Here is a 23,823-nt window from a genome sequence, read left to right as displayed (position 1 = left end):
AGAGTTCATCCCGATTTCAACCCAACTCTAACCCTTTAGTCCTTCCGCCCCTTGTCTGTAGAGACTGAGGGCGATTCTATCAGAATTAAGCAGATGGATACTCAAATTGGTTACAAAAAACTAAAGTCTAATCCATTCACCACTTACCGTGACCCCATAAGTGGCAAATGGATCGTGATCAAGTCTGAGGAAAAAAAAACTCAAGCACAAGCAGCTTGAAGTGGCCAGAATCCTCGGAGTTAAACAATGGTCATGGCAGTTGAAAAGCCGTCAAACAGATGGGTTGACATCTAGGTTATTATGCCAGCCTTTCCGGTTTTGGGCGACTACTACGGATAGAAATTTTGAGGTTTGGGGAACTGTCACAGTTCAAATACTGTCACATACACTATCCCCAAGTTAATCATATCTGGGTATATTATAGTTATCGAGTTCAGAGAAAAAGCGATGACATCTACCATTTGTTACCCTACTAACTCTCCTGTTGAATCTACTAATTCTTGGCTGTATCTAATTGCCGATGAAGTGGCTCACTTTACTGGAGATGATTGGCTGGCTTTGTGTCCAGATATTGACGAAGGCGAACTTTATCGCGACTGGTTTATCTGGTATGATGCCGATGTTAACGGTCTTTGGGAAGCCTACGATCACTTAACCGATGAACAAATTATTTCCCCTGATTTGGAGTGGATTAAGTCTCAAATTGATGCTATTGAAAACCGTCGTAAACTTTCATATATCCAGATAGCATAAACTTCTATACTGGTGAAAAAAAATTTTGAGAAAACCTGATAAATTCTTGGGGATATTACCCCCAATGACTAAAATTATCTTATACCATCCCCCACCACTTCCCCCTATCCCCCTAATTCAGGGGGATTTTTAATTTTTCGTTTTTCCTTGTCTCTTGTCCCTGGTCTGTTGAGAATTGACGGTTAACTCAACAGGTGCATATATTTGGTATGCTGACCTGATAGGATTTGGGAGGTGTAGCGATGACGGGTTTAAATGGGAAGTCCAACTTATCGAAGAAGTCCCCCTATTTAGAATTAAACAATCAGGGACAAGTCCTCACCTTTGAATTGACCCAAAATCAGCATATTTTGGGACGCGATCGCACCCGCGCTGATTTAGTAGTTCCCGAAACCTGGCGGGTAATTTCCGCTGGTCATCTAATTCTACGCCAAATCGGAGACACCTACTATATTTATGACGGAGACGGACAGCAACCTAGCACCAATGGTCTGTTTGTCAACCATACTAGAATTACAGCTAAGGAAGGCTATCGACTGCGGAGTGGGGTGGAAATTACCATCGGTCAGAACCCCAAAAATCAGATGAGGTTGCGCTACTTTGACCCCAATAATCCCACCACCTCCCCCTATTCAGTGATTCCGCCTATCTCTCTCAAAGAGCGATCGGTGATGTTAGGTAGAGACTCCACCGCCACAGTGCAGTTAGATTCCCCTATTGTATCACGATGTCATGGCATTATTGAACCCGATGATCAGGGTCATTATATTTTAAATGATTATAGCGCTAATGGCATATTTGTCAATGGTAAAAGAATCCAGAAAGCTACCCGATTACTAGATAACGATACCATGAGAATCGGTCCGTTTACCCTGATGCGTCAGGGGGATAATTTGGAAATCATGGATTTAGGCGATCGCATCAGATTAGATGCGGAAAGATTGCTGAGATTAGTCCGCGATCGCCGAGGTAAATCTAAAGTCTTATTAAGTGATTTAACCTTCGCCATTGAACCCGGACAATTTGTGGCATTAGTAGGGGGAAGTGGTGCGGGAAAATCTACCCTAATGCGAACCTTATTAGGTCTGAGTCCTACAACTAAGGGTTCCGTTTATCTGAATGGGGACGAATTACAACAAAACTTTAATCTCTATCGCCACCAAATAGGTTATGTTCCCCAAGATGATATTATTCATAGAGACTTAACTGTGGGAGAAGTTCTCACCTATGCGGCTAAATTGCGCTTACCTCCAGACGGGGATATGGAAGCCACAGTTACTAAAACTCTCTACGAAATAGAAATGCTCGATCGCCGTGATGTCATGGTGTCGCAACTTAGCGGCGGACAACGAAAACGGGTTAGTATCGGGGTGGAATTGTTAGCAGATCCTAAGTTATTTTTTCTGGATGAACCCACATCAGGACTTGATCCGGGGTTGGATAAAAAGATGATGGAATTGTTACGTCGTTTGGCTAACCAAGGACGGACAGTGATTTTAGTTACCCATGCTACCGCCAATATGATGATGTGCGATCGGGTAGTATTTTTAGGAAGGGGGGGGCGGTTATGTTATTTTGGACCCCCAGGGGAAGCCTTCGAGTTTTTTGAGTTAGATACCGGGGATTTTGCCGATATTTATAATTTGCTGGAAGAGGGAGAAGCGATCGCTCAAGAATGGTCTTTACGGTTTCGTAAATCTCCTCAATTTCAGAATTATGTAGTTAATCATCTCACCGGGGGAGAAACACCCGAAAAAAATCGGCAACCTGCTACTCATAAACTCGCCAATATTCCCCGACAATTATCAATCCTCACTCAAAGGTATGGTCAGCTAATTAAGCGGGACAAGTTGAATCTATTACTGAATTTGCTAACCGCGCCTGTGGGGATTTTATTGATTAGGTTGGCTATAGGCGATCGCGATCCCTTTATTGGCGATGCTGACACCAGTTTAGCATCTTTAGCGCGACAAGTGTTATTTGTTTTTACCTGTGCAGCTATCTGGGTGGGTTTATCTAGTTCCCTGCAAGAATTAGTGAAAGAAACCGCTATTTATACCCGGGAAAGGTTGGTAAATTTACGGATTGTTTCTTATTTGGGTTCAAAGTTCCTAATCTTATCAGGATTAGCCCTTTTACAGACTCTGTTAATGGTCGGAATAATTGCCCTTTGCTTTTCCGCAAAATCCAATCCTTTATTACCTTGGATTTTAGGGGTAAGTATTACCACATTTTTGACTATCATATCAGCCATGAGTTTAGGCGTGTTGGTGTCTGCTCGTGTCGAAAACAGCGCCCAGGCTAATAGTGCATTACCCCTGCTATTATTACCACAAATTATATTTTCTGGCGTATTATTTAAAATGGAAGGAATTAGCCGAGTAGTATCTTGGTTAATGGTGAGTCGCTGGTCTATGGGTGCTTATGGTTCCCTGGGGGATATAAATTCCTTAATTCCCCCACCCGTAACCCTCCCTGATGGCACAATTATTCCCCAACCCTTTGAGTTATCATCAGTTTATGAACCCACCTGGGAAAATTTATTATTAAATTGGGGTATGTTGGGGTTACATTTATTTATTTATTGGGGATTAACTGCGATTATTCAGAAGCAAAAAGACATCATTTAGACTACTTACTATTTTACCCTCTACCCCGCCTAGGTTGCCCATCATTGAGGATGGCTATAGTATGGCTACAGTAATCTCTCTCTCAGAATTGACCCAATTCTGGGATTTGTGTTATATTTGATAAAACCTATTTGAAAATTTAATAATGTCCCAGTTTATTCATAGTTTAAAATTGCGAAATTTGCTCTCCTATGGGAGTGAGACAGAACCGATTAAATTAGAGCCTTTAAATGTATTAATCGGTCGTAACGCTTCCGGTAAATCGAATTTAATCGAAGCCTTGGGGATTTTAAAATCCACCCCTACAGATTTGACTGCTCCCATTCGTCAAGGAGGAGGAATTAGTGATTTCCTGTGGAAAGGAGCCCAAAACATTCCTATAGCCGAAATTGATGCAACTATTGCACCCCTAGAAGGTTCAATGAATCTGCGCTACAGAATCAGTTTTACCGAAGCTGGTCAGAGGTTAGAAATCCTTGATGAAGCCATCGAAAATGAACATCCTTATCCAGGAGAAAATGAACCATATTTTTTTTATCGTTATCAAGGGGGTCGTCCAGTTATTAATGAAGCTACCGAAGTTGATGGATACAAAAAAAGAGCCCTACGTCGAGAAACTCTGAGTCCCGAACAATCAGTTTTATCTCAAAGAAAAGATCCAGATATGTATCCTCAGTTAAGTTATCTTGCTTCTCAATTTGCACAAATTAATCTATATCGTAACTGGCAAATTGGCAGATATTCTGAACCCAGATTGGCTCAACAAACTGATTTACCTTCTCACCCAATATTAGAAGATATTAGTAACCTAGGCTTGGTGTTAAATAACTTACAATATCAATTAGGAAGTCGGGAAATTATCGAAAATTTACAAAAATTTTACGAAGAAGCCGAGGAACTGATCATCAAAATTTATGGTGGTACAGTCCAGATATTTATTCGCGAAAAAGATTTAATTCAGCCTATCCCAGCCACTCGTCTTTCTGATGGTACACTGCGTTATTTATTTTTAATGGCTTTACTCCTTGATCCGACACCAGGACCGATTTTATGTATAGAAGAGCCAGAAATAGGTTTACATCCTGATATACTGCCAATGATTGCTGAAATGCTAATATCCGCCTCAGAAAGAACTCAACTGATTGTGACAACCCATTCTGATGCTTTAATATCAGCACTTCCACCGGAGTCAGTATTAGTATGCGATCGCCATGAAAGTGGGAGTTTTATTCGTAATTCTTCTCAGTCTATAATTAAACTGTCGGATAACTTTGAAACGCCATGTCTCTGACTCAACAAATTCTTTCGCAAATTCCGGGAAACCCTCTCACCGGACTACAAAACGCCGATCGCCTTTGGGAGGCCATCAAAAACCATAGCCTACCCATACCAGAAACCGTCAAAGAAACCGATCAACCCCTAAACCAAATTGATTATGATGTCATAGTCTGTGGGGGAACATTAGGAATTATTATCGGTGCGACCTTAGCCAAAAAAGGATGGCGCGTCGCCGTCTGTGAGCGCGGAAAGTTGAGGGGACGAGAACAAGAATGGAATATTTCCCGCCATGAACTTCAGGTATTTGAGAAGCTCAATTTACTCTCTCCAGAAGAATTAGAAAAAGCGATCGCCACCGAATATAACCCCGCTAGAATTAGCTTTCCCGACATTCCCGATATCTGGGTTAGAGATGTTCTTAATATTGGTGTTGACCCAGTTTATTTGCTAGACATCATCAAAACCCGGTTTTTAGAAGCTGGGGGTCAACTCTTAGAAAACACCCCCTACCAAGCCGCCACCATTCACCCCAATGGAGTCACCGTAGAAACCGGACTAAATCAAACTTTAACCAGCCGACTATTACTCGATGCAATGGGTCACTTTTCCCCCATTATCAAACAAGCCAGACAGGGAAAAACTCCTGATGCTGTTTGTTTAGTGGTGGGGACTTGCGCCACCGGATATCCTGATAATCAAACCGGAGATATATTCGCTTCTTTTACTCCTGTGCAAAATCAATGTCAGTATTTTTGGGAGGCTTTCCCAGCCCGAGACGGACGCACTACCTATATGTTTAGTTATCTTGATGCACACCCAGCCCGACCCAGTTTAACAGCCTTTTTTGAGGATTATTTAACCCTACTTCCTCAATATCAAAATGTGGAATTATCCCAGTTAAATTTTAAACGAGCCTTATTTGGTTTTTTCCCCTGTTATCGCCAGAGTCCCCTAGTCACTCCCTGGAATTGCATTATCCCCATTGGTGATAGTAGCGGTAGCCAGTCCCCTTTAAGTTTTGGTGGTTTTGGCGCAATGGTACGCCATCTTAATCGCTTAACTAACGGTATTGATGAAGCCTTGACAGCTAATATTTTGGATAGTAAATCTCTGGCTCTGTTACAACCCTATCAACCCAGTTTGTCGGTGACTTGGTTATTTCAAAAATCTATGAGTGTCCCCATAGATAAAACCATCAATAGTCACAGTATTAATCAACTTCTCGCCGCCGTATTTCAGGATATGGAACGTTTGGGGGAACCAGTGCTTAAACCTTTTTTACAAGATGTTATTCAATTTCCCGCCTTAGCTAAAACTCTATTTACTACCGGAATTCTACACCCTGCTATTGTCTTGAAAGTGATTCCACAGGTGGGGTTAGGAAATTTAGTTGATTGGACTATTCACTATTTGAATTTAGCCAGCTATAGTCTACTGTACCCCATGGGAAAATCTCTGAACCCTCTCACTCAAAAATTATCTGCTCAACAACAGTATTATATTCATCGCTGGGTTGATGCTTGGTGCTATGGTTCCGGGGGAGATTATCATAGTTAAAATCACATCACATCATATAAATAAAACCTCCTTTCCTAGTCTAAATTAGACTGAGGAAAGAAGGTATAAAAACCCTTGACAATCAGTGCCAAATTTAACTTTTAAAGTCCACCGACGTTAGCCAGTCCCAGAATTACACCAGCACCCAGGATATGACCTAAGCAAGCACTCCCAACTACAGCACCAGCACTCATACCAGCAATGGGGGTAGGTGCGCCTACGTTTTGTTGTTTAATGGTGAATTTACCAATAGCGATCGCCAAAACATTACAAACAATCATCACAATCGCAACATTGGGACTCCAGGGTAAAGTGGTGGGAGCCGCTGCAATTAAAGTTGAGTAAATCAATGGACTTCTCCTAATCTAAGGTTTAAACTTCAGCAGAATCGACAAATTTTACTATCTTTAAGTCCAAGTTTTTATCACAAAATTTTCGCAACTGCCTCAGAATGTAGCAATCCTTAATATTTCCACATATTTGTTAAAAATTGCTCCAAAAACTTAAACTTCTGTCAGTCAACTAGGCTTGAGCGCCTGAATAACTTGTAAACTCCCCCCAGCATAGAGACGAAAAGCAGTCCGGTCCGCCATGGGTGAGGAAAGAGCCACTTGAAACCCCATAGAAGCCAGTAAGCCTTGTAAGTCGGTATCAATTAACTCCCAAGCGGTTTCGGTTTCAAACAACCATAGAAACATCGCCACACCCGGCCAAAATATAGGATTAGTGGGTTTATGGAAATCCACCAGAGTAAATATACCCCCTGGCTTGAGTACCCGGTAAACCTCCCTTAAAATTTGTTGTAACTGGTCGGGGGCCATCTCATGGAGGGCGGCGCTAGTATGGACTAAATCAAAACTACAGTCATCAAAAGGCATATTTTCGGCAAAGGCTTCCACATACTCAGCGGTGGGGACATTGGCCCTGGCCCTAGAAAGCGATCGCCTTGATGCGTCCAAGCCCGTGACTTGTTGCGAGTATTGTGCGATAATCCTTGTGGCCTGTCCGCTGCCACAACATAAATCTAAAACCCGTGTTTCTGGGGTGATAGACAAACCCTCTAGGGGAAGGCGGCGGAACCGACCTTCACCACCTACAGCCAAAGCAGCCACGGCGGAAATCCCATCATACAGCCACTGATAGCGATAACTTAACGGTCTCAAAAATGTTGCCATCAATCAAAAATCCTTAACTTATGCTATAGACTTTGATCCTATTGATAGAATATTTTGTTAAAATGGGTAACAAAAATTAGAGTCTGGGAACCTGTTAAGCGCCATGGGAAGAGTTGGAGTCTTACTATTGAATCTAGGCGGACCTGAACAATTAGAGGATGTCCGCCCCTTTCTGTACAATCTATTTTCCGATCCAGAAATTATCCGGCTGCCATTTACTTGGCTACAAAAACCTCTAGCCTGGATGATTGCCACCATGCGCCACACAAAATCCCAGGAAAATTATAAAGAAATTGGGGGTGGGTCTCCACTGCGAAGGATTACCGAGGAACAGGCGGTCGCCCTGGAAGAAAAACTTGGGGAAAAAGGTAATAATGCTCAGGTATATGTGGGAATGCGCTACTGGCATCCCTTTACCGAGGAAGCATTGGCGAAAATTAAGCGCGATCGCATTGATGAATTAGTGATTCTCCCCCTATATCCGCAATTTTCCATTAGCACCAGTGGTTCTAGTTTTAGACTGCTCGAGAGGATTTGGGAAGATGACCCGGAACTACAAAAAATTGATTATACAGTGGTTCCCTCCTGGTATCAGCGATCGGGATATTTACAAGCTATGGCGCAACTCATCGCCCAGGAACTTGATCACTGTCCCAACCCGGATCAGGTCCATATTTTCTTTAGTGCCCACGGAGTCCCCCTTAAATATGTTGAGGAAGCCGGAGACCCCTATCAGGCAGAAATTGAAGGGTGTACTGAGTTGATTATGAAAACTCTCAACCGCCCAAACCCCCACACCCTGGCTTATCAAAGCCGCGTTGGTCCGGTGGAATGGCTAAAACCTTACACCGAAGAGGCTATCCCTGAATTAGCACAGCAAGGGGTCGAGGATTTATTGGTTGTTCCGATTAGTTTTGTCTCCGAACATATCGAAACTCTCCAAGAAATTGATATGGAGTATCGGGAATTAGCCGAAGAGTCCGGGATTAAGAATTTTTACCGGGTTCCGGCTTTGAACACTCATCCGGTTTTTATTAATGATTTGGCTGATATGGTGGTTGAGGCTTTGGAAAGCCCTAGTGTTCATTTCTCGGAAGTGGTGCGCCCCAGCAAACGGGTTAAGATGTATCCCCAGGAACGTTGGGAATGGGGTATGACCACAGCAGCGGAAGTCTGGAATGGTCGCTTGGCTATGATTGGAATTGTGGCTGTGATTGTCGAATTGATTACTGGTCAGGGGCCTTTGCATTTTATCGGTTTGCTTTAGCACGGGTTGGGAAAGTCTATCCCCCTGATTAAAAAGGGGGACTGGCCTCCCCTAGTCCGAAATTACTTGGTGGTGACGATCATGTTGGTTTTTACTCAAAAATTAGCGCCGGATCTCGATCGCATACCGGACTGGACGATCGCCCTAACAGCGGAACAACGCACTAAGACTAGACAACATATTGATATCCCTGGCGGCGATCGCATTACTTTATGTTTGGATCGTGGTGTGAATATCTCCGAGGGCGATCGCCTAATTTCCGAAACTGGGGACAAAGTTTTAGCTATTGTCGCCCAACCAGAACCCGTCATCACAGTTACAGCCCCGACTAATTTAGATCTCATTCGCGCCGCCTATCATTTGGGCAATCGTCATGTTCCCCTAGAAATTACCAGCCAGTATTTGCGCCTGGAACCTGATGGAGTTTTAGCTGATTTACTGGTTAAGTTAGGATGCCATGTTACCCAGGAAATCGCCCCGTTTTACCCCGACAAGGGAGCCTACCATGGACATGATCATTAATTGGTTAAATAACAGAGGGGAGGGAAGAGATAGGCTTTGATTTTACCATTATTACAGCTATCTAGTCCGGCGTTGCCTTTGGGTGCTTATAGCTATTCTGATGGATTAGAAACTCTGGTAGAAACCGGAGCGATCGCCAACGCCGAAGACCTGAATCACTGGTTAATTCAAGACCTCAATTATGGCGCGATTCGTCTGGAAGCCGCCTTAATGATGAGAGCCTTTCAGAGTTTTATCAATCAAGATGTAGCCAGTATATGTTATTGGAATAGTTGGCTAAGTGCCAGTAAAGAAACATCAGAATTGCGTCTGCAAAGCTGGCAGATGGGTAACTCTCTTTTGGCATTAATGGGGGAAATCTACCAGGCAAATGATGGCGATCATGATTATTTTCAATATATAAAATCAGCTATTGATAAGCCTTGTAATTATGCGATCGCCTTCGGAATTACCGCCGCCCATAGCCAGATAGAACCCCAAACAGCCCTACTGGGATATCTGCATAGTTGGGCTACCCATATCATCGGTGCCGGAGTCAAACTCATTCCATTAGGTCAAACCATAGGACAAAAACTGCTCTGGCAACTTTCCCCAACTCTCACCGAAATTAGCCAGCAAATACTGATGTTAAACGATGATGATTTAGTTAGCTGTAGTTGGGGATTAGGATTAGCAAGCATGGCTCACGAAATCCAGTATACCCGTCTGTTTCGCAGTTAATATATAGTGGCAACAGTAATTAGAAACAGATGACTATTTTCGAGCCAGGAACTGCTAGATTGACCCAACCCCATAGCGATCGCCATATTGCCAACATTCCCCAAATATCAATTATTATCCCCGTCCTCAATGAAGCGCCAACCCTTCCCCCTACCCTCAAGAAATTGCAGGGTATCAAAGGCATTGAAGTAATTGTAGTTGATGGTGGCAGTCAGGATGAAACCGTGACCATCGCCCAATCTTTCAGCGTCCAAGTCATCACCACAGCAGCCGGGAAAGCCCGACAAATGAACGCAGGAGCCGCGATCGCCACCGGAGATACTATCCTCTTCTTGCACGGTGACACCCAGCTTCCCGACGCTTTTAACCATTGGATAGAGCAAATTCTCAGTCAACCTCAGATCATCGCCGGAGCCTTTGAACTGGAAATCGCCGCCCCCGTCTTAGCACTGCGTTGGGTGGAATTCGGGGTAAAAATGCGATCGCGTTATTGTCAACTCCCCTATGGCGACCAAGCCTTATTTATGAAAACCCAAACCTTTAGGGACATTGGCGGTTTTCCCGACTTACCAATTATGGAAGACTTTGCACTCGTGCGCCAACTACAGAAACGGGGCAAAATTGCGATCGCCCCAGTCCCAGTCATCACCTCAGCCAGACGTTGGCAGCAAATTGGCATCCTCCAAACCACCCTAATTAACCAAATCGTCATTATCGGTTACCTTCTCGGTATTCCCAGCCCCACCCTCGCCCAGTGGTATCGGGCCCGAAAACGTAAAAATTTATGAACTTTTGGGATTATATGTGAACTTTTTTAACGCTAACTCCCATTTTTGTCGATAGTTTGCACAGGGCTGCTTAAAATATGAGCTTAACACCTGAACTCAAGATTTTTAAGCGAACAGGAGAAAAATCAGTATGCCTCAAGCAACGGATCAAGGGTTGATTCAAGCCTACAACGGCGATCCCTTTGTAGGTCATCTATCCACCCCCATTAGTGATTCCGCCTTCACCCGCACCTTTATCGGCAACCTTCCCGCCTACCGTCCCGGTCTGTCTCCTCTTCTGCGAGGCTTAGAAATCGGTATGGCTCATGGTTACTTCATCGGCGGTCCCTGGGTGAAATTTGGAACCCAACGCGGCACTGAGTTCGCCAACCTCAATGGCCTGATTTGTGGCTTGGCTATGTTACTGATTGCCACAGCCTGTTTAGCCGCTTACGGTTTGGTAACTTTCCAAGGGGATAAATCCGAAGAAGGTGATTCCCTCCAAAGCGCCGCCGGTTGGAGCCAATTCGCTGGTGGATTTTTCATCGGTGGTATGGGCAGTGCATTTTTGGCATTTTTCTTGTTAGAAAACTTTGCTGTTGTTGACGCAATCTTTAGGGGTTTGGTCAATAATTAATCAGCACGATTCTGACTGAATTTTAACACAAACATCAGTCAAATATCGGTTTTTTCTGCAACATTAACCTTAACTTTTGAAATTAGGAGACATATAGCATGACTGGTGATTACGCTGCTTCCTTCCTGCCTTGGATTTTGATTCCCGTGGTTTGCTGGTTGATGCCTGCAGTTTTGATGGGTTTGCTGTTCATCCATATTGAAAGCGATGCCTAATATCAACGGCATTATCTAAAACGCTGAATCCTCCGCCTCTTGGTGGGGGATTTTTTCGTCACTGATAGCCAGAATATGTAACTATATAATTATCAGAACTTTGACGATTTTAGGAAGTCCATGATAGCCTGATGGCGACAACTGTTGAATTTCCAATAATTATCATGACTCCATCAGAATTAGGACTGGAAGCCTTGATGTCATCACAGCCAGGTCTGAATATCAGCTTGGAAGGCTTAGATAATACCATCCAATTTGGCACTGTAGCTAATGATACAATTGATGGCAGTGTTGGCGGTGGCAGTAATCAGATCTACGGATTAGACGGAAATGATGTCTTATTAGCAGGCAATAATGATATCCTGTATGGTGGGTTAGGTGCTGATATCCTAGACGCATCAACTGGCAGCAATAACCAATTATTTGGCGGTCAAGGAGACGATATATTAATTGGTGGGAGTCGTAGCCAACTGTTTGGAGACCTGGGGGATGATCAATTGTTCGCTGGAATTGATGGCGACACCCTAACAGGCGGCCCAGGTTCTGACCAGTTTTGGATTTTCAATAACGGCAATTTACCGATTAATCCCAGTGTAATTACTGATTTTGAACCCGGAGTTGATGTCATTGGTTTAGATGATCCTACTCTCAGTTTTGAACGGCTGACACTCACGGAAGTTAACTCTGATATAACCATTAGTTTAGATGGCGTACCCCTGAGCATAGTATTAGGAAGAAAAGCAGATGAGTTAACACCAGATAACTTTGTATTTGCTTCGTCCCCTCTCAGCGAGGACTTGATTACCTATCCGTTATTCTGGCAAGGAATTTTCGGCTATACCGCCATCGGAGAATTTAGTTATGATAGGAGTTTTGAGGGAACCATAGTTACCCGTGATCAACTCAGCGACCTGCAAATAACCTTCTTTAACCCTGATGGGAACCCCATACAAAGTTTTGACTACGATTTTCCGCTTCCTCCCACCAGTGAATTGAATTTCAACTTTGACACTACCACCCAAACCATTTTGCAAACTGGCAACTTTGACCAACCTGATGGATTGGATTTGGGGGTAGAATTTAACCTGGAAACAGGTGTAGACTTCATCACCTTTTTACAACCCCCAGATTTTCCCGAAGCAGTTATCTTCCTGGAAGAAGTAGTGGTTCCAGGTTCTGATGCTGATTTGATTGGACTTGATGAGGGAGGTATGTTAACTGTTATTGGTCTCGAAGTTGTCCAAGGTGTTTTTGCAGAAGCATCCCAACAGTTCATGCTACCAGATTCTGAATTGAGAATCATGGAGGCTCAACCAGCATTATGGCCTGATGGTTGTCTGGGATTACCGGAAGATGGTGCTTTTTGTACTTTAGCGATTGTTCCGGGGTGGGAGGTGAAAGTAACTGACGGTGTAAGTGAATTGGTTTATAGGACTAATGAATCAGGTTCGTTGGTCAAATTGGATATGTCGGCTAGTTGAATTTAACTCGATCCTAACTTCTGCTATTTTGGCTTGATCCTGAATGGCTGTCCTGGTGGCTGCAATAGACTAATAGTTGACCACCAGGGAGAAGTTACCATGAGACGTTCAAGCCGTGATAGAATTCGCTACGATCGCACTGAAATTGAAGGTAAAAATATCCATATTCATGTGGATCTTAACTCTGACCCACGTTATCGATACGACTACGATTATGAGTCTCAAGGGTTGGGATCGGTTGGGTTTCTGTTTTTGTTACTGACAGCCTTAATTATTTTTGTCGGTAGTTACGGCGGTTCAGATACTTACGCCGTCCCCGATGTTGACCTATCGCCAATTTTGCGTCAGTCTACTTCTAAATAGTGGGAAAAGTTGCACTCATGGGATTATAGGCTTCCCACGCTGTAAATTTGCTATAAATGCCCCCAGATTTAAGATATGATTACCAGAGATACCCAACCCTTAAAAATGATGTCGTCACTGCAAGATTTACCCCTACAGCCTACCGAGGATGGTTCTTTTACTTTTTTTTCCCCAGAATTTGGGGAGGCTTTCCATAGTCGTTTTGGCGCGAAAGGAGAGGCACAAAGTAAATTTGTCGAACCCCTGAATTTGGCGGCTAAAGCTACAGCACCCCGTCTGAAAATCTTGGATATTTGCTATGGTTTGGGATATAACACGGCAGCGGCTTTAGCTGCGATTTGGGAAGTTAACCCGAATTGTCAAGTGGAAATGATCGGATTAGAATTAGATCAGGGAGTCCCCCAAAGGGCGATCGCCCAAGGTTTATTAAATGATTATCCGCTTCCTATTCCCGAATATCTCAAAACTCTGGGGACTCAATTACAGATAACATCCCATAACCTCCAAGGGAAACTGCTAATTGGTGATGCTAGAGAGACCTTAAAACAGGTCTATGATTCCGGTTTTCAGGCTGATGCTATTTGTCTTGACCCGTTTTCTCCCCCGACCTGTCCGGGACTGTGGACGGTGGAATTTTTGGCTATGGTGGCGCAATGTCTCAAACCTGACGGCGGACGTTTAGCGACTTATTCCTGTGCGGCGGCGGTGCGAACTGCTTTAATGATGGCAGGATTAGCGATCGCTTCTAGTACCCCCTTTGGCCGTCGCGCCCCAGGAACGATCGCCAGTTGGGACGGGGTAGGTCTACCACCCCTGACGGAAAAGGAACTCGAACAGCTTAACACCCGGGCGGCTATCCCCTATCGTGACCCGAATTTGGGCGATCGCCACCAATCAATTATAGAGCGCCGCCAAACCGAACAAGCCGGATCGCCCTTAGAACCTAGTAGCCACTGGAAAAAACGCTGGATTTCGGCTACTATAGACAACCAGTAATTTTGAGTCCGGGGCAAATTTAAAGACCCTATAAGTATTAAAACCGATGGTAGCAGTAGCAATTCTAGCAGCAGGACGAGGAACCCGCATGAAATCTGACCTTCCCAAGGTCTTACATGAGTTGGGAGGGCGATCGCTTGTCGAATGGGTTTTAGAAAGCGCCCGAGACTTACAACCCTTACGAAAGCTGGTGATTGTCGGTTATGGCGGCGATCAAGTCCAGACTTCTCTGATGGCGAAATATGCGGACGCAGGCTTAGAATTTGTCGAACAGAAACAACAGTTAGGTACTGGTCACGCTATCCAACAGGTTTTACCCTATTTACAGGATTTTACTGGGGATTTACTGGTTCTTAATGGGGATGTGCCACTACTGAGACCCCAAACGCTACAACGGTTGATGACTATTCATAAACAAGAGGGAAATGCTGCCACTATTGTAACGGCGAATTTGCCCAATCCCACGGGATACGGTCGAGTTTTTTGTGATAGCAAAAACCTGGTTAAAGAAATTGTCGAACATCGCGATTGCACCGAAGCGCAAAAGCAAAATCATCGCATCAATGCCGGGATTTATTGTTTTAATTGGCAGGCTTTAGCTAAAATTCTGCCCCATTTAAAAGCAGACAACGACCAACAGGAATATTATTTAACTGATACTGTGCATGACCTCGACCAAGTAATGGCGGTTGATGTGGAAGATTTCCGGGAAATTATGGGTATCAATAATCGCCGCCATTTAGCCGCCGCCCATGAGGTGCTTCAAGAATGGATTAAAGAAGGGTGGATGGATGCGGGTGTAACTTTGATAGACCCTGATAGTATTACTATTGATGATACGGTGCAATTAGAACCAGATGTGATTATTGAACCACAAACTCACCTGCGAGGAAAAACTCTAATTAAGTCGGGAAGTCGTATCGGACCGGGAACTTTAATCGAGAATAGCGAAATCGGGGAAAATGTGAGGGTTTTATATTCGGTGATTTCTGATAGCACGATCGCCTCTAATACCCGTATCGGTCCCTACGCCCATTTACGAGGTCATGCTAACATCGCTGAGGGGTGCAGAATTGGCAACTTTGTGGAGTTGAAAAATGCGGAAGTTGGACCGAAAACTAATATTGCCCATTTATCCTATATTGGGGATGCTACCCTAGGGGAAAAAGTCAATATCGGGGCGGGAACTATTACGGCTAATTATGATGGATTTAAGAAACATCACACTACCATAGGCGATCGCACTAAAACCGGCTCTAACAGCGTGATAGTTGCCCCTGTAACCCTCGGAAATGATGTGACAGTAGCAGCAGGGTCTGTGATTACTAATGACGTGCCAGACGACTCGTTAGCCATCGCTAGAGAAAGGCAAGTCGTCAAACATAATTGGCGATCGAACCAGCCACAGGATTAAATGGGATTAAATAGGTGCGTCAACTCCACACCAGCCGGGTGATGATTTGACGCACCGGACGACAGCCTAAACCAGTCTGAGATTAGGATAGTAAGCCAAAATATCATCAGTGCTAAGGGTATCGCCACTGGCTTGGGGAGTCCAAAGAACTTCGATCGCCAATAGCTGTTCACTACCAATGGAACCTAAACGACTGATCGCCTGTCTGACATCCTGGGAACTTTCAATTTTGGGTAATTCAAGCTGACCCAAAACGCCCACAACTAGGGTGACAATAATATATTCCCCTGGGTCTTCGGTAGCATCTTGACTGACGATCGCTCCATTGTCATCAGTAGCAGAAATGCGCTGATTATTGACGTTTGAGAGAGTTTCTTCGGTAAACTTACTACGTTCTGCGATCGCCAACTGATTAAATTTCGCTTCGGCGGAATTTAAACGCATCCGGGTCGCCTCACTCGCACCATAGACCCAATATTCTGGGTGACGTAGCAGGGCTAAAGTCGCTTCCTGAAGGACTTGGGCGCGACCTTCTGGGGTTCCGGTGTCAGCAGTGGCGGCGAGGCGATCGAGGTCCTGTTGGAGGTAGCGACCCTCAGCTAATAAACCTACCTGGACCTCAGCCACGGAAACTGTGGGGTTATTATATTCGGCTTCTTGGACTCCTTCACCGACAGCGCGGAAACTTCTCACGATAAAATTGGCAATGGCGACGAAAATCAGGATAGAAAATAGTCCTCCGAAACCGCCAAAACCAAAGAAGGGAAGTAAAAATGGAAATCCAAACCCACCGCCGCCGTAATATCCACCCCCTGGGGCGGTTCTGGGACCGGGGGCTAATGTGCGACTGGGAGCGCGGAATGAACCACCGCCGATCCGACCGCCACTTCTGGCTGCTAGGGCGTTGTCAGCATGGCTAAATCCTAGGGTGAGAATGAGGGCGATCGCTATTAGTGGTTTAAAAAACGGTTTAACAATTGACAACAAATTTTTCAACATAAATGATCCTAATGTCTGCTGGGGACTGGAGTTTGATCGAGGTTAGCATCAATTCTATCTGTACCTGCGATCGCTTATCCAGTCGATATATCTACTACTTTAACGCCTCTAGCATAACTGCTACAGCTAATCAAAAGTACGGACTTCCCCAATATAGGGGAGATATCCGCACCTTACCAAATTCTTAATGGTTGATTATACCGCTGTGCCAGTTTTGAGCCAACTGGCCGCTAGTTTTGGGGCTCTGGGACTAATGGTGGGAGTCAGGGTGTCTGATGGACAACAACAGACTCCTATAATTTTGCCTGTCCAACAAATTATATCCCCAAATCCTCAATGTCCCCTCGAATTAAACAAGTTACTGGCTGAGTTGGTGGTGGATTTACCCGCCTATGCTAACCGTGTGATTATGCGATCGCCACCTATTAACCATTTACAGGATCTCCCTACTTCTGTGATTTTAGCTACCAATTTACCCCCAGAAACTGTCCCAGTTTCTGAGCATTTACCCACCGATTTACCCACTGGTGATGATATTTCTTTGGGCTTCATTGTTACCCGTGAAAGGTTGTATGCTAATAATAGAATGCTCGTGATTCAACGCTATCATTGGCTATTCATGCGTTCAACTCCTAACGGGTGGGAATTAGTGAAAATGTTATCTAAATCAGATCCTTATCCGGGTTATAGGATTTTACCCCAGCCTTGGGATAGTAGCCAAAGTGCGATCGCCCGCGCCATTCGTCTGTGGTTGCGAGACTGTCAATGGCGGAGAGTCCCTATAGAAAAATGACTGAGAATTTTTGATTATGTATCAAGTTGGTGGTAGCTTAGATCGTAATGCTCCTAGTTATGTCGAAAGACAAGCCGACCGAGAACTTTATCAACACTTGAAAGCCGGAAAATTTTGTTATGTTCTTAACTCTCGTCAAATGGGGAAATCCTCATTATTGGCTCACACTAGATACCGCTTAGAATTAGAGGGATTGCGATGTTCTAGTATTGACTTAACCCTAGTCGGTCAAGACCAGATTAGCTCTGCTCAGTGGTATAAAGGCATTGTTGTTGAATTACTCAGAGGATTTAAATTATGGCCAAAATTCCCATTTAAAGCCTGGTGGGAAAAGCAAGAAAACCTTTCCCCAGTGCAGAAACTTGGTTATTTTATTGATGATGTATTATTGCCAGAAATATCTGACCAAAATCTGGTGATTTTTATAGACGAGATTGATAGTATGTTAAGCCTGGATTTCCCCTCAGATGATTTTTGGGCACTCATACGTTTTTTGTATAATAATAGAGCCAGTAATCCCCAATATAACCGCCTCACTTTTGCCATTTTTGGAGTCGCCACACCCTCCGATTTAATTCAAGACCGCACTCGGACACCTTTTAATATTGGTAAACCCATAGATTTAACAGGTTTTACCATCTTAGAAGCACAGATATTAGCCCAAGGATTAAATATCACAGGGTGCGACAAAATAGCAGTTATTGAACGCATTTTATTTTGGACTAATGGCCAGCCGTTTCTAACTCAAAAAACCTGTGATTTAATTAATCAAATCAACTTCGGAGCCAATGATGCGCCCCAGTTGATAACGCCGGGGGAAGAAAGCCAGTTTGTCGATGAAGTTATTAGCAGTAAAATTATCTATAAATGGCAAGAACAAGACCAGCCAGAGCATTTAATGACTATCTTAAACCGAATCAAGTATAGGGTAGATATCATGCCTAAAATGCTAGGTATTTATCAGAAATTGCTCGATAAAATCCCCGTAGAATTTGATAATAGTCCCGAACAATCAGAGTTAGTTTTATCTGGTTTAGTCTTTAAAAACCAAGGAATTTTGACCATCAAAAATCCCATTTATGAGACTATATTTAATCTGGCTTGGGCCATCCAGGAGCTATCAAATATTCGCCCCTATTCCCAGGCTTTAGATGCTTGGGTTAAATCCTACAAAAATGATGTATCTCGATTACTAACTGGACAAGCGTTAATAGATGCTAAAGTTTGGGCAAATGACCGCAGTTTAAGTGACTTAGATTATCAATTTTTAGCCACCAGTCAAGAACTGGAAGAACGCCAAATAAAAACCTATTTAGAAGCTGCCAAAATCAAAGAAATTGAGAAACGACTTGCTCAAGAAAAAAAACTGGCACAATTGCAGCGGTTACTGTTAATAATAGCTACCGTAGCTTTGACTATTTACTCTGGGTTGGGTATCTTGGTATGGCGACAAAATCAACAAATGCGGATTAGTGAAATCGGAGCCTTAGCATCTTCTTCTCATGGCTTATTAGCCTCCCATAACCAGTTAGATGCTATGGTGGATGCCATTAAGGCTCAACGTCGCCTAGAGAGTTTATGGACAGTTGATAGCCAAACTAAATACCAAGTAACATTGGCTTTAAATAATGCCATTTATTACACCAATGAATTTAATAGGTTAATTGGTCATAACGGCTCGGTTTTAAGTTTAGATATTAGCGGTGATGGTCAGTTAATTGCTACGGCTAGTAATGATAAAACTGTGAAAATTTGGCGGCAAGATGGAACCTTAATTAATACCCTCCCACATTCGGCAACTGTCCATCGTGTGGCTTTCAGTCTTGACGGTAATTTGGTGGTTTCTGGTAGTTTAGATGGTACGGTAAAACTGTGGAATGTCAATGGTGAATTATTGCAAAATATACAAGCCCATGATGCTCCGGTTTGGGGAATAGATTTTAGCCCCAATGGTGAAATTATCGCTTCTTCTAGTGGCGATCGCACTGTCAAATTATGGCGACTAGACGGCACATTATTAACAACTTTGACAGGACATACAACCAGTGTTTGGAATGTGGCTTTTGATAACAACAGTCAAATAGTAGCTTCTGTCGCCCTTGATGGTTTAATGAAATTCTGGAGCATCGATGGCAGATTATTAAACACCATAGAAGCACATGAAGCAGCTATTTGGGATGTCGCCTTTTGTTATGATACCAATTTACTGGTCTCTGTCAGCACAGATCAAACAGCTAAAATCTGGACAACAGATGGCACCTTGGTGAGAACTCTGGAGGAAAAAGATGCAATTCTTGGGGTTGATTGTAGCGCTAATGGTGAATTTATTGCCACCAGTGGTAGAAATAATACAGTAACAATTTGGCAAACAGACGGAACTTTTATGAAAACCTTAAAACGACATAATGCTATCATTAGAGATGTGGCATTAACCGCTAATGGGTTGATGGCTGCTTCCGCTAGTGATGATGGAACCGTCAAGTTATGGCGACGTAACGCATATTTATTAAAACCGCTTTATAATCATGATGATACCCTGTGGAATATAGCCACCAGTGCTGATAATCAATTGATTGCTTATGGGTCTGCTGATACCACCTATTTAAGAAAAACAGATGGTCAGCTTTTAAGTATAATTCGTAATTCCGGAAAGACAAGTCGCGCTGTAGCTTTTACTCCCGATGCAGATATCTTAGCACTTTCTGCTAATTATGAAGTGCAACTTTGGCAGATTACAAATATCACCAAATCTCCACCGGAACTACTGACCATATTAACTGGACATAAAGCATTAATTTATACTATTGCTATTAGTCCTGATGGTCAAATGGTGGCTGCCGCTGGGGATGATAAAACCATTAAATTATGGACGATTCAGGGAGAACTGATCAATAGTTTTTGGGCTCATAATGAAAGAATTTGGCGACTAGCTTTTGCCCCAGATGGTCAAACTCTTATCTCTGCTAGTGAAGATCAGACTGTCAAATTATGGACTACAGAGGGTGTGCTTGTGAACACCCTAAATCAAGATGGAGTTATTTGGGGAGTTGACATTAATCCTCAAGGAAATTTAATAGCTTCCGCTAGTCGTGATGATACTTTTAAACTGTGGAGATTAGATGGTACTTTGGTCAGAACAATTATAGCTAACAGTGGTGGATTAACCAGGGTTGCCTTTAGTCCAGACGGTCAAAATATCGCCACTGCTGGTGTTAATAATCAGGTGAAATTGTGGAATCTTGAAGGGGAGTTACTGCGAACTTTACCCGGACATGAAGCTATGGTAATCAGTCTAGCATTTACGGCTGATGGTAATTTTTTGGTATCTGGTGGGGATGACCGGACGCTGATTATATGGGATTTAGAGGGAATTAAAAATCTCGCTCCTATGGAATATGCCTGCAATTGGGTCGGGGATTATCTGCGGACTAATATGGAGGTACAAGATAGCGATCGCCTTTTGTGTCCATAAAATCTCAGCCGGGAATTGTCCATAAATCTGATTTTTTGGTATAATCATCATTTAAACTTCTAACTTGTCAACTTGGTTTCTGCTGATCTACCATTATAATTACCGATGATTGTCTCTGAAAAACAAAGAACCCTAGAAACCGACTGGCGGCTATTCTTACGATTGCGAGACTATGCCTCGCGCCATAAAAAATTGTTGGCGATCGCTATTATTTTACTCATTCCTCTGTCTATTTCTAGTGCCATTCAACCCATTTTAATTGGGCAAACTATTTCACTAATTCGCCAAGAACCCACCTATAAATTTCTACAAGGATTATCCCTATCAGCGGGCTTAAATCTCTTAGCTTTCCTGTTATTGCTGACAATTTCCCTCAGATTTACCCTTCAGGCTATCCAAGGATATGTCGTCCAGACCGTTGGACAAAAAATGACCGCAGATATTCGTAACGATTTATTTGACCATGTTACCTCTTTAGCAGTCCGATTTTTTGACCGGACTCCTGTGGGAAAACTCATTACTCGTCTCACCAGTGATGTCGATGCTTTAGGGGATGTATTCTCGACTGGTGCCATTGGCATTGTTAGCGATTTATTCTCGATTTTAGTAATTGCGATCGCCATGTTTAGCCTTCAGTGGCAGTTGGCTTTAATGTTGGTTTTATCTATGTTCCCGGTCACGGCAATAATTATCTATTTTCAACAACAATATCGCACTGCTAATTATAAAGCACGGGAGGAACTCTCCGACCTCAACGCACAACTGCAAGAAAATTTGATTGGTATTGGAGTTGTCCAACTATTTCGCCGCGAACGTTACAATACCGAGTTATTTCGCATCACCAATCAGCGTTATATTAAAGCCGTTGATAAAACCATTTTTTATGATTCGGCTGTCTCGGCAACCTTAGAATGGATTGCCCTAATAGCGATCGCCGCCGTCCTCTGGTTTGGCGGCCAACAAGTATTAAATCAAACCCTCAGCTTTGGCATACTTTCCACCTTTATACTATTCGCCCAACGTCTATTTGACCCCCTCCGACAATTTGCCGATAAATTTACCGCTATCCAAGCCGGTTTAACTGCTGTGGAAAGGATTAATGACATTCTGAACCAACCCATAGAAATCCGCGACCCAGAAATCGGAAAAGCCAGTGTTTTACCAACTAAAAATAGTGGAGCGATCGGCGAAATCAAATTTGAAAACGTTTATTTTGCCTACAAAAATGATGAATATGTAATCCACAACCTTAATTTTACTATTCATCCAGGCGAAAAAGTCGCCCTAGTCGGACCTACTGGGGCGGGGAAAAGTTCTATAATTCGGCTATTATGTCGTTTATACGAACCTAGTCGCGGTCGCATTTTAATTGATGGCATTGATATCCGTGATTTACCTCAAGCCGAATTACGTCGCCATGTGGGGGTCATCTTACAAGATGGGTTTCTATTCGCCGGAGATGTTAAAAGTAATATTACCCTAGGGGAAACCTATACAATCGACGAAATTCGACAGGCGGCGGAAAAGACTAATGTAGCTGAGTTTATTGAGGCTTTACCCGAAGGTTATGATACCGAATTGAGGGAAAGAGGCACTAATCTTTCCAGTGGTCAAAAACAGCTTTTAGCTTTTGCGAGGGTAGCCATTAGAGACCCACAAATCTTAGTTTTGGATGAAGCCACCGCTAACCTAGACGTGATGACAGAATCCCTAATTCAGGATGCCCTTGATCGGATGTTAGTCGGCAAAACTGCCATTATTATTGCCCACCGTTTATCAACGATTAAAAATGTCGATCGCATTTTAGTTTTACAGCGAGGAAGACTGATAGAGTCCGGTTCCCATGACCAATTATTAAACCAGGGCGGACTCTACGCCAGTCTGTATCAGTTACAGATGTTAGGTGCTTAATCCTCGGAACTTTCCGCTTATTTGAGGTTCAAAAATCTGTCTAAGGCTTCCACCAAAGCCGGAGGCCAACGGCGGATATTAGCTACCCAATCAATATCTCGATAACGGGGGTCTAATCCAATCGCCGCCACCCAATTACTTTCGGCTTCCCCTATTTTACCACTATCCCACAAACAGGCGGTTAAAGCTGCCCGCATATCGGCAAAATTGGGATATTTACGAATCAGATTTTTGATGTTGCGGATAGCTTCTTTAGTTTCTCCACTTTCATACAAAGCCAGGGCGTAGTTAGCCCTAGCAAAAGCATAATTAGGGTCTAATTCCGCCGCCTGGAAATAGTCGGCGATCGCCGCTTCCCAGTTTTTCTGTCCGGCTTCCGCATTACCTCGATTATTATAGGCGATCGCATCAGAGGGACTCAATTCTAAAGTCCGATTATAGTCAGCGATCGCATCAGACCAACGCCCCAAACCCTCATAAGCCACTCCCCGGTTAAGGTAAGCGTCCGCCGCCGTCGGCGCTAATTCAATAGCCCGGTTATAGTCCCCTATTGCTTCCGTGAGGCGGTTTTGGCTAACTCGGACATTACCTCGGTTACTCCACATAGCCGGGTTATCCGGGTAACGATTAATAATTTCAGTCCAGTAACTCTCTGCTTCGGGAAACCGTCCCGCTTGGCTAGTGGAAAAAGCCCTCTCTAGTAGTTCATCCAATGATAAAGTTGAGATTTCCGCTACCGTTTCCCCTACGGTTTCAGTAGCAGCCCAGGCTAAATTATATGGCGATACTACCCCTAGCCATAGCCAGCAAAATACCACGGTTAGAAAAAGTATCAATCGGCGCATCATTAAAAAAAAGCCACAACAACCTGAA

22 protein-coding genes are annotated in these 23,823 nt (G+C 43.6%); 18 read left to right on the top strand and 4 right to left on the bottom strand.

What is annotated here, in order from left to right; all coding sequences use genetic code 11:
• Positions 1-447 precede the first annotated feature (447 nt).
• From N39L_RS19635 to N39L_RS19620, 4 genes are all read left to right on the top strand, one after another.
• The gene (locus N39L_RS19635; protein ID WP_014276108.1) at positions 448-753 is read left to right on the top strand and encodes a hypothetical protein; all 306 of its coding nucleotides are present in this window, start codon (positions 448-450) and stop codon (positions 751-753) included.
• Positions 754-995: 242 nt separating this feature from the next.
• Positions 996-3,383 (top strand): ATP-binding cassette domain-containing protein, encoded by a 2,388-nt coding sequence (locus tag N39L_RS19630; protein ID WP_006618488.1) that lies wholly within the window; start codon positions 996-998, stop codon positions 3,381-3,383.
• A gap of 145 nt (positions 3,384-3,528) precedes the next feature.
• A complete protein-coding gene (locus tag N39L_RS19625; RefSeq protein WP_006618487.1) occupies positions 3,529-4,674 on the top strand; it encodes an AAA family ATPase in 1,146 nt (381 codons plus the stop codon).
• The gene (locus tag N39L_RS19620; protein WP_006618486.1) at positions 4,665-6,218 is read left to right on the top strand and encodes an FAD-dependent oxidoreductase; all 1,554 of its coding nucleotides are present in this window, start codon (positions 4,665-4,667) and stop codon (positions 6,216-6,218) included. The genes N39L_RS19625 and N39L_RS19620 overlap by 10 nt, the downstream gene beginning before the upstream one ends.
• A gap of 101 nt (positions 6,219-6,319) precedes the next feature.
• Here the strand turns inward: N39L_RS19620 and psaK are convergent, their stop codons facing one another.
• Together psaK and N39L_RS19610 are read right to left on the bottom strand one after the other, a co-directional pair.
• Positions 6,320-6,568: a photosystem I reaction center subunit PsaK gene (psaK, locus tag N39L_RS19615; protein WP_006618485.1), complete on the bottom strand. Its 249-nt coding sequence runs from the start codon at positions 6,566-6,568 to the stop codon at positions 6,320-6,322.
• A gap of 168 nt (positions 6,569-6,736) precedes the next feature.
• Positions 6,737-7,393, bottom strand: coding sequence for a class I SAM-dependent methyltransferase (locus tag N39L_RS19610; RefSeq protein ID WP_006618484.1), 657 nt, complete (start codon positions 7,391-7,393; stop codon positions 6,737-6,739).
• Positions 7,394-7,496: 103 nt separating this feature from the next.
• Here N39L_RS19610 and hemH point away from each other — a divergent pair, with 103 nt between their 5' ends.
• The 10 genes from hemH to glmU all read left to right on the top strand — a co-directional run bounded on the left by hemH (position 7,497) and on the right by glmU (position 15,775).
• A complete protein-coding gene (gene hemH, locus N39L_RS19605; RefSeq protein ID WP_006618483.1) occupies positions 7,497-8,660 on the top strand; it encodes a ferrochelatase in 1,164 nt (387 codons plus the stop codon).
• Positions 8,661-8,741: 81 nt separating this feature from the next.
• Positions 8,742-9,182 carry an urease accessory protein UreE gene (ureE, locus tag N39L_RS19600; protein ID WP_014276107.1) on the top strand — a complete coding sequence of 147 codons (441 nt, stop codon included), beginning with the start codon at positions 8,742-8,744 and terminating at the stop codon, positions 9,180-9,182.
• A gap of 36 nt (positions 9,183-9,218) precedes the next feature.
• The gene (locus N39L_RS19595; protein WP_006618481.1) at positions 9,219-9,902 is read left to right on the top strand and encodes an urease accessory protein UreF; all 684 of its coding nucleotides are present in this window, start codon (positions 9,219-9,221) and stop codon (positions 9,900-9,902) included.
• Between the two features lie 29 nt (positions 9,903-9,931).
• A complete protein-coding gene (locus N39L_RS19590; RefSeq protein WP_006618480.1) occupies positions 9,932-10,690 on the top strand; it encodes a TIGR04283 family arsenosugar biosynthesis glycosyltransferase in 759 nt (252 codons plus the stop codon).
• 130 nt (positions 10,691-10,820) lie between these two features.
• Entirely contained in the window at positions 10,821-11,306 is a 486-nt protein-coding gene (locus N39L_RS19585; RefSeq protein ID WP_006618479.1) for a photosystem I reaction center protein subunit XI, read from the top strand.
• Positions 11,307-11,404: 98 nt separating this feature from the next.
• Positions 11,405-11,521, top strand: coding sequence for a photosystem I reaction center subunit VIII (locus N39L_RS19580; protein WP_006618478.1), 117 nt, complete (start codon positions 11,405-11,407; stop codon positions 11,519-11,521).
• A gap of 131 nt (positions 11,522-11,652) precedes the next feature.
• Positions 11,653-13,002 (top strand): DUF8738 domain-containing protein, encoded by a 1,350-nt coding sequence (locus N39L_RS19575; RefSeq protein WP_014276106.1) that lies wholly within the window; start codon positions 11,653-11,655, stop codon positions 13,000-13,002.
• A gap of 99 nt (positions 13,003-13,101) precedes the next feature.
• Complete coding sequence (locus tag N39L_RS19570; RefSeq protein ID WP_006618476.1) at positions 13,102-13,365, top strand: hypothetical protein; 264 nt, start codon at positions 13,102-13,104, stop codon at positions 13,363-13,365.
• A 75-nt stretch (positions 13,366-13,440) separates the two neighbouring features.
• On the top strand, positions 13,441-14,361 hold the full coding sequence (locus N39L_RS19565) for a tRNA (5-methylaminomethyl-2-thiouridine)(34)-methyltransferase MnmD (RefSeq protein WP_006618475.1): 921 nt from the start codon (positions 13,441-13,443) through the stop codon (positions 14,359-14,361).
• A gap of 46 nt (positions 14,362-14,407) precedes the next feature.
• Complete coding sequence (gene glmU / locus N39L_RS19560; RefSeq protein ID WP_006618474.1) at positions 14,408-15,775, top strand: bifunctional UDP-N-acetylglucosamine diphosphorylase/glucosamine-1-phosphate N-acetyltransferase GlmU; 1,368 nt, start codon at positions 14,408-14,410, stop codon at positions 15,773-15,775.
• Between the two features lie 66 nt (positions 15,776-15,841).
• On the opposite strand, the gene N39L_RS19555 is transcribed toward glmU, so the two are convergent.
• On the bottom strand, positions 15,842-16,774 hold the full coding sequence (locus N39L_RS19555) for a DUF1517 domain-containing protein (RefSeq protein WP_014276105.1): 933 nt from the start codon (positions 16,772-16,774) through the stop codon (positions 15,842-15,844).
• Positions 16,775-16,785: 11 nt separating this feature from the next.
• Between N39L_RS19555 and N39L_RS19550 the strand changes: the two genes are divergently transcribed.
• The 4 genes from N39L_RS19550 to N39L_RS19535 all read left to right on the top strand — a co-directional run bounded on the left by N39L_RS19550 (position 16,786) and on the right by N39L_RS19535 (position 22,950).
• The gene (locus N39L_RS19550; protein WP_014276104.1) at positions 16,786-16,962 is read left to right on the top strand and encodes a hypothetical protein; all 177 of its coding nucleotides are present in this window, start codon (positions 16,786-16,788) and stop codon (positions 16,960-16,962) included.
• On the top strand, positions 16,962-17,567 hold the full coding sequence (locus N39L_RS19545) for a hypothetical protein (RefSeq protein WP_014276103.1): 606 nt from the start codon (positions 16,962-16,964) through the stop codon (positions 17,565-17,567). Before N39L_RS19550 ends, N39L_RS19545 begins: the two co-directional genes overlap by 1 nt.
• Before the next feature lie 16 nt (positions 17,568-17,583).
• A complete protein-coding gene (locus N39L_RS19540; RefSeq protein ID WP_014276102.1) occupies positions 17,584-21,039 on the top strand; it encodes an AAA-like domain-containing protein in 3,456 nt (1,151 codons plus the stop codon).
• A 105-nt stretch (positions 21,040-21,144) separates the two neighbouring features.
• Entirely contained in the window at positions 21,145-22,950 is a 1,806-nt protein-coding gene (locus N39L_RS19535; RefSeq protein WP_006616990.1) for an ABC transporter ATP-binding protein, read from the top strand.
• 17 nt (positions 22,951-22,967) lie between these two features.
• Here N39L_RS19535 and N39L_RS19530 read toward each other — a convergent pair whose 3' ends face one another.
• The gene (locus N39L_RS19530) at positions 22,968-23,795 is read right to left on the bottom strand and encodes a tetratricopeptide repeat protein (protein ID WP_014276101.1); all 828 of its coding nucleotides are present in this window, start codon (positions 23,793-23,795) and stop codon (positions 22,968-22,970) included.
• Between the last annotated feature and the right edge of the window lie 28 nt (positions 23,796-23,823).

The sequence above is a fragment of the Limnospira platensis NIES-39 genome, assembly GCF_026000695.1.
GTDB lineage: Bacteria > Cyanobacteriota > Cyanobacteriia > Cyanobacteriales > Microcoleaceae > Limnospira > Limnospira platensis.
The sequence above is the reverse complement of the archived record's forward strand: the minus strand, read 5'-3'. Positions and strand labels throughout refer to the sequence as shown.